At 69.0% G+C, this 5,997-nt stretch carries 7 protein-coding genes and 2 pseudogenes; 5 read left to right on the top strand and 4 right to left on the bottom strand.

The window, feature by feature from the left end:
* Positions 1-301, top strand: a pseudogene (locus tag JF597_RS51970) (prepilin peptidase); the annotation flags it as partial.
* A 154-nt stretch (positions 302-455) separates the two neighbouring features.
* Here JF597_RS51970 and JF597_RS51965 read toward each other — a convergent pair.
* Positions 456-890 (bottom strand): Rrf2 family transcriptional regulator, encoded by a 435-nt coding sequence (locus JF597_RS51965; protein WP_266386209.1) that lies wholly within the window; start codon positions 888-890, stop codon positions 456-458.
* A 128-nt stretch (positions 891-1,018) separates the two neighbouring features.
* Between JF597_RS51965 and JF597_RS51960 the strand changes: the two genes are divergently transcribed.
* Together JF597_RS51960 and JF597_RS51955 are read left to right on the top strand one after the other, a co-directional pair.
* A complete protein-coding gene (locus JF597_RS51960) occupies positions 1,019-1,768 on the top strand; it encodes an SDR family oxidoreductase (protein ID WP_294013744.1) in 750 nt (249 codons plus the stop codon).
* A 245-nt stretch (positions 1,769-2,013) separates the two neighbouring features.
* Positions 2,014-3,138: an SMI1/KNR4 family protein gene (locus JF597_RS51955; RefSeq protein WP_294013742.1), complete on the top strand. Its 1,125-nt coding sequence runs from the start codon at positions 2,014-2,016 to the stop codon at positions 3,136-3,138.
* A gap of 174 nt (positions 3,139-3,312) precedes the next feature.
* Here the strand turns inward: JF597_RS51955 and JF597_RS51950 are convergent, their stop codons facing one another.
* Both JF597_RS51950 and JF597_RS51945 read right to left on the bottom strand, forming a co-directional pair.
* Positions 3,313-3,531 (bottom strand): hypothetical protein, encoded by a 219-nt coding sequence (locus JF597_RS51950; protein ID WP_294013740.1) that lies wholly within the window; start codon positions 3,529-3,531, stop codon positions 3,313-3,315.
* A gap of 44 nt (positions 3,532-3,575) precedes the next feature.
* Complete coding sequence (locus JF597_RS51945) at positions 3,576-3,812, bottom strand: hypothetical protein (protein WP_294013738.1); 237 nt, start codon at positions 3,810-3,812, stop codon at positions 3,576-3,578.
* 152 nt (positions 3,813-3,964) lie between these two features.
* Here JF597_RS51945 and JF597_RS51940 point away from each other — a divergent pair, with 152 nt between their 5' ends.
* Positions 3,965-4,540 (top strand): dihydrofolate reductase family protein, encoded by a 576-nt coding sequence (locus JF597_RS51940; protein ID WP_294013736.1) that lies wholly within the window; start codon positions 3,965-3,967, stop codon positions 4,538-4,540.
* 68 nt (positions 4,541-4,608) lie between these two features.
* On the opposite strand, the gene JF597_RS51935 is transcribed toward JF597_RS51940, so the two are convergent.
* Positions 4,609-5,556, bottom strand: a complete 948-nt coding sequence (locus JF597_RS51935; protein WP_294013733.1) for an LAETG motif-containing sortase-dependent surface protein — start codon at positions 5,554-5,556, stop codon at positions 4,609-4,611.
* A 260-nt stretch (positions 5,557-5,816) separates the two neighbouring features.
* On the opposite strand from JF597_RS51935, the pseudogene JF597_RS51930 reads away from it, so the two are divergent.
* Positions 5,817-5,997 (top strand): annotated as a pseudogene (locus JF597_RS51930) (alpha-amylase); the annotation flags it as partial.

Raw genomic sequence — 5,997 nt, 5'->3', positions numbered from 1 at the left:
CGGCCACCGGCCCAGCGAAGTGCTGGGAGCCACACTGTTGGCCTGTGCCAGTTACGGCCTCGCAACCTGGCTGCTGCCGCCGGCCGCCGTGCCAGGCGCCACGCGGAGCCCCCGTGCGCTGCCCGTCATCACCCTGACGTCGGCAATGGCCGTCGCCCTCGTTTCCGGCGCACGGAACGACACCCTCACAAGGTCACTGGTCTCCGCGGCGACGGCCTTCATATGCGCGGCCCTGGTCTGGTACGCCGCAGTCGGGCGGCCCGCACACAGTGCACGCCGCACACGCCCCGCCCTGGACTGACCATCCGGCCCGCTCTGGGCGGGAACCGGCGCATCCCGGCAGCAGGGCAGCATGATCCGCCGCTGCATCATCCGCATCATCTGGCGAAACCGCCATGCCGACGACCGGTACCTACGCGCCGTCGTCGACAGGGCGAACGTTGCCCGATGCGGCACTATCGAGGTGCCGCGAGTACGTCCCGGAGTACGTTCTCGAGCGTGACGCGGGCCAGCTCGTGCCTCAGGGTCTCCTCGATGCCCTCGTAGATGCCCTGCATTGCCGGCTGGATGCCGTGACCCACCACGCATTCCTGGTCCGGGGTGGTGCGGTGCATCGCGAACAGCGGGCCGGGTTCGACTGCCTCGTAGACGTCGAGCAGGGTCATCGACTCCAGCTCGCGTGCCAGCGACCAGCCGGCGCCCGCGCCCCGCCGGGACTCCACGAGCCCGGCCCTGCGCAGCTCGCCGAGCAGCCGTCTGATCACCACGGGGTTGGTGTTCGCGCTGGTCGCGATCTGCTCGGAGGTGGCGACCTCATGGCCCTGGCGCTGGTAGAGGCCGATCCAGGCCAGCGCGTGGGCGGCGATGGTCAGCCTGCTGTTGGCGCTCATGGACCCCTCCTCTCGGCCGCAACGATTCATGTTACGACAACCCAGTCGTAACAGTGAATGTTGCAACAGTCAGTCGTAACAATTAACGTTGCGACGGCCAGGAAGGGTCAATCAACGAGGTGAGAAGAATGAGCAAGCCACTCACGGGCAAGGTCGCCCTGGTCACCGGAGGGTCGCGGGGACTGGGTGCCGCGACCGTACGACTGCTGGCCGAGCAGGGCGCCGACGTCGCCTTCACCTACGCCAGCTCCGAGAAGCAGGCGCAGGCCGTCGTCGACGAGGTGCACGGCAAGGGAGCCAAGGCCGTCGCCTTCCAGTCCGACCAGGCGGACACGAGCCGGGCGCCGGCGCTGATCGACGACGTGGTCGCGCACTTCGGCGGCCTGGACATCCTCGTCAACAACGCGGCGATCTCCGTGGCCGGCACGGTGGACGACCCGGACGCCGACACCGCCGGACTGGACCGGATGCACGCCACCAACTACGTCGGCGTGATCGCCGTCATCCGGGCCGCCTCCCGAGTGCTGCGCACGGGCGGCCGCATCATTACGGTGAGTTCCGGACTGGGCTCCCGGGTCGGCGCCCCCGGACTTGCCGACTACGCGGCGACCAAGTCCGGGATCGAGAGGTACACCTTGGGCGTCGCACGCGACCTCGGGCCCCGGAACATCACGGCCAACGTCGTGGAGGCCGGACTGATGGAGGGCGGCATGCAACCGCCGGACCCCGAGACGCTCAACGCCCTGGTCAGCTCGCTGTCCCTGCAGCGCATGGGGCACCCGGACGAAATCGCCGCGGCGATCGCCTTCCTGGCAAGCCCGGCCGCGTCGTACGTCACGGGCGCGGTACTGGACGCCCACGGCGGCTACAACGCCTGAACCCGAACCCCTGCCGCGCGCCCCGAAGGACATCGCGCCTTCGGGGTCACCTCATTGGCCTGCCACGGTCATCAAGGCTCCACGGCGAAGCACCACTTGTCCGAGATCTGCACCAGTAGGAAGATCCTCTGACCATGCACCCGAGGAGGCCACATGCTGCGAGCCGTACGGCACGGCGACTACGCGCCACTGGCCTTCTACGCGGTGGCAGTCGTCTTCTGCTCCCGGTAAAGGTCCATAGACCCGTGAATGCTTCAGATCCGCACGTCAACGCCTTCGCCGAGATCTTCGGCGATCCGCCGGCCGACCACGCCGTACCTGTCGACTGGGCGGCAGTCGAGTCCTGGTTGGGGACGAGCCTGCCCGCCGACTACAAGGCCATCGTCGCCGTGTACGGACCACTCGACATCGGCGCCTGGCTCTGGCTTCACATGCCAGGTGTCAACCGCGGTTGGTTCGACTACGGGGCGTGGGTCCAGCAGGCTCGGCGTGACGCCCCCGGCGTCCTTCCGTTCGGCGCCACCCGTACCGCCGACACCCTCTACTGGGACACCACAGCATCCGACGACCCCGACCAGTGGCCGGTCGTCATGCACTGTCAGGACGACGAGAACGCGGGCCGCGACCCCTGGCGGCGCTTCGCGACCCCGCTCGTGCCGACGCTGGCCCGGCTCGTGGCCGACGGCATGCGCCCGGTGGCCACCCGAAGTGGCATGCAAAGCGACCTGGAGCACACCCCGTGGACACCGCCGCCTCGGCGACCGGAGCCAACTGCTCAGCAGCGGGCAGCGCTCACCACGGGCAGCGGGCTGGAGACTTTGACCGCACTCGTCCCGCCGCCGGAGACACCCTCGCTCGGTAAGCACAACTGGGACTGGCTCTACGAACGGCTGGGTACACGTCTGCCCCGCGAGTACGTACGACTGATGGAGCGGTACGGGGCCGGCACCTGGTGCGGCTGGCTCCGCTTCAACATCCCCTTCGGCGAGGACCAGTTCGCGCTCACACCGTGGGCCGAGTGGTACGCGGAGACCTACCAGGGGCAGCGAGCCGAGTTCCCTGAGTATCACCCCCTGGCTGTCTATCCCGAGCCCGGGGGATTCCTGCCCTTCGCCGATTCCATCGACGGCGACCAACTGTGCTGGCTGACCGAAGGGGCCACGCCGGACGACTGGCCGTTGATCGTCGTACCGCGCCATGCCGACCAAGGCCCACCGCTCAACGAAGACCTCACCAAAACCCTGCTGGAGTGGCTGCGCGGCCGGTTCGCGACCGAGGGCCTGCCCCCGCTCGGACGCCACGACGAGGACCCCCTCGACTACATCGAATTCGAGCCCTACGACACAGAACCAGCCGCTGATGACCAATGATTCAGCACCACATCGGTCGAGCTGCGGGAGCTGAGGCGTTCCATCATCCGCATCACCACCCGGGTTCAGGCCGTCCTGACTTGCCTCTGGCCAGGTCGGACCGAGGATGTCCAGCCATCGCCGAGGATGCGGCGGTGGCGCGGTGCCCTGGACGCTTGCGACCAGTCGCCGGCCTCACCCCTCCGCCCCCCACCGCTCGGGCCCGCCCCCCTTCCACTCGATCCACGGCGACCGCGCCACCTCCGCCGCGTCGATCTCCAGGCCCGCCCGCCGGAGGAATTCCGCGACGTCGGTCAGGTTGTGGGCCAGGCCGAGGATCTCGCCGTCCACGCGTACGCGGCGGCCGCCGGTGGGGGACGGGGGGTGCACGATCACGCGGATCGGTCCGGACATGTCCTCAGGATCGTCCGGGGCGTACGGTCCCGCACTTCGGTCCGTCATCGTTCGAGCCGTTCGTTCATGGTGCCGATGTCCGACCGTCCCAGGTCACGCAGTTCCCGCCACTCGGCGGGGCGCGGGCGCCCGCGCTGCCAGTGGGGATGGAAGAACACCTGGGCCGACAGCCGGTGCAGGCGGCGGCGCAGTTCGGTGTGGCCGGGGCGCTCGGCGAGCTCGTGGTAGATGGCACTCCACTCGCGCTGTGCCCGGGCGAGGTCGTCGGGGAACGATCGCATGCCCGGATTCAATCATGTGTTCGATTTATTGGGCCATGGCGGACACGGCGATGAGTTCCGGGGAGGTGCCGGGTCTACAGGGACGACGGAAGCCCATACAGCTCACCAGCCCATCCAGCTCATCCAGTCCGTCCAGAAGACCGGAGAACGACATGACCGCCACCTACACCTTCGACGTCTTTTCCAGTCTCGACGGCTATGCCGCCGCCGGCGGTGACTGGACCGGCTACTGGGGCAAGCAGGGGCCCGAGTTGCTCGACCACCGACTCGCCCTCTACCGCGAGGAGCAGCGGATGGTGTTCGGGGCCACCACGTACCGGGCGTTCGCGCAGATGCTGGCCGAGAGCACCGAGGACTCCGATGCGCGTGACCCGTGGGTCACCCGGATGAGGAACCTGCCGGCGACGGTCGTGTCGACGACGCTGGAAGGGCCCCTCGACTGGCCGGACGCGACCGTCGTGAGCGGCGACGCCGTCGACGTCGTGGCGCGGCTCAAGAAGGAGTCCGACGTGCCGTTGCGTTCACATGGCAGCCTGTCGATGAACCGGGCGCTGATGGCCGCCGGTCTGGTCGACCGCGTGCAGGTGACGCTCTTCCCCGTCATCACCGGCCGGACCGGCCTCGACCCGGTCTTCCGGGGTGCGGACGACTTCGATCTGGAGCTGCTGGAGAGCCGGACGCTCGACGGGCACATCCAGGAGCTCGTCTACCGGCCCACCCTGCACTGAGGGCCGCGGACAACCGAAAGGGCCGCCCGCACCGCGAACGGTGGGACGGCCCCGTCAGTCGTAAGGGATCAGGCGCGCGAGGCCTTACGGCGACGCGTGGCCAGCACGATGCCCGCGCCACCCGCGAGCAGCACCGCAGCGCCGCCCGCGATCAGCGGGGTGTTGCTGCTGGCGCCCGTCTCGGCGAGGTTGTCGCCGCCGCCACCGTTGGGGGTGGGCGCAGCCGGAGTCGTGGTGGACTCCGAGGCCGACGGGGTCGGGGTGGACGTCGACGGGGTCTCCGAGGCGGGAGGCGTGCTCTCGGAGGCCGGCGGGGTGGACTCCGAGGCAGGCGGGGTCGACTCCGAGGCCGGCGGAGTGCTCTCCGAGGCCGGCGGGGTGGCCGGAGGCGTCGACGGCGGGGTGGCCGTGCAGTCCTTCGTGCCGCCGTTCCAGGCCGCGATCAGCTTGTCCTTGATGACCGGGTGGTCCGGGCCCTTGGGGAGGTCGCCGTGCGTGAAGCCGTCGTTGGCGTCCAGCTTGCCGTCGAACTTCGTGTTGCCCCGGTAGAGGTCGATCTGCGCGTAGCAGCCGAGGTCCGGGATCGAGATGTCGAGGGAGTCGACGGCGCCGGCCTTGACGGTCACGGTGTCGAAGTCGTGGAAGGCCTGCTCGCCGGAGGTGGCGAACGTCGGGCCGTGCGCGCGGTAGGACGCGAGAGAGGCCGTGCAGGTGGACGCGTCGCCCGCCGCGCGGACCTTGACGTGGACCTTGCCGTCGTCGGTCGGCTTCAGGTTCAGGTCGTCGACCTTGACCGAGGCGAAGAAGTTCTTGCCGTCGAGGGAGAACTCGCAGCGGTCGGTCTCGGTCTTCGAGCCGGCGCCCGTACCCGGCTTGTAGCTTCCGCCGTCCTCCCAGCCCTTGCCGCCGGGGCAGTCGGATGCCGAGGCGACGGAGGCGAGGGCAGCGGAGAAGGCGAGCGTCGCGGCGCCCGTCCCCAGCAGGCGCCGCAGGGTGACACGTCTCGCTATGGACATACGTATCCCGTCAGGATGAGAGTGAGCGATCTCTAGGAACACCGGGCTCATTGGTCACACGCGCCACAGTGTCCGCACATGGTGGATCTCCTGGTGGAACGCTGTCAACCTGCGGTGATGCGAGGTGAGTTCATGGACCATCACAATTTCGACACACCAGGAACGATCTACTCCGCATAACCTCGGGTTCACGTTTCCGGCGAGTGGGCAGATATCCCTTTTGTCGTCCCGCAGACCGACCGCATTGCAGAGGAGCCCGCGTGACCGCCCGCACCACCACGCCCGACCTCTCCGGCAAGGACCCCGACTGGTGGCGGCAGGCCGTCGTCTACCAGGTCTATCCCCGCAGTTTCGCCGACGCCGACGGTGACGGCCTCGGGGACATCAGGGGCGTCACCGAGCGCCTCACGCACCTGGCCGCGCTCGGCGCCGACGCCCTGT

This window comes from Streptomyces sp. (assembly GCF_019510245.1).
In the GTDB taxonomy this organism is placed as follows: domain Bacteria; phylum Actinomycetota; class Actinomycetes; order Streptomycetales; family Streptomycetaceae; genus Streptomyces.
Note: the sequence above shows the minus strand (reverse complement) of the source record. Positions and strands in the feature narration are given on the sequence as shown.

Excerpts from the sequence above, each read along its gene's own strand:
- JF597_RS51965 (WP_266386209.1), bottom strand. The coding sequence starts at position 890 with ATGAGCGCCAACAGCAGGCTGACCATCGCCGCCCACGCGCTGGCCTGG.
- JF597_RS51960 (WP_294013744.1), top strand. The coding sequence starts at position 1,019 with ATGAGCAAGCCACTCACGGGCAAGGTCGCCCTGGTCACCGGAGGGTCG.
- JF597_RS51950 (WP_294013740.1), bottom strand. The coding sequence starts at position 3,531 with ATGTCCGGACCGATCCGCGTGATCGTGCACCCCCCGTCCCCCACCGGC.
- JF597_RS51945 (WP_294013738.1), bottom strand. The coding sequence starts at position 3,812 with ATGCGATCGTTCCCCGACGACCTCGCCCGGGCACAGCGCGAGTGGAGT.
- JF597_RS51940 (WP_294013736.1), top strand. The coding sequence starts at position 3,965 with ATGACCGCCACCTACACCTTCGACGTCTTTTCCAGTCTCGACGGCTAT.
- JF597_RS51935 (WP_294013733.1), bottom strand. The coding sequence starts at position 5,556 with ATGTCCATAGCGAGACGTGTCACCCTGCGGCGCCTGCTGGGGACGGGC.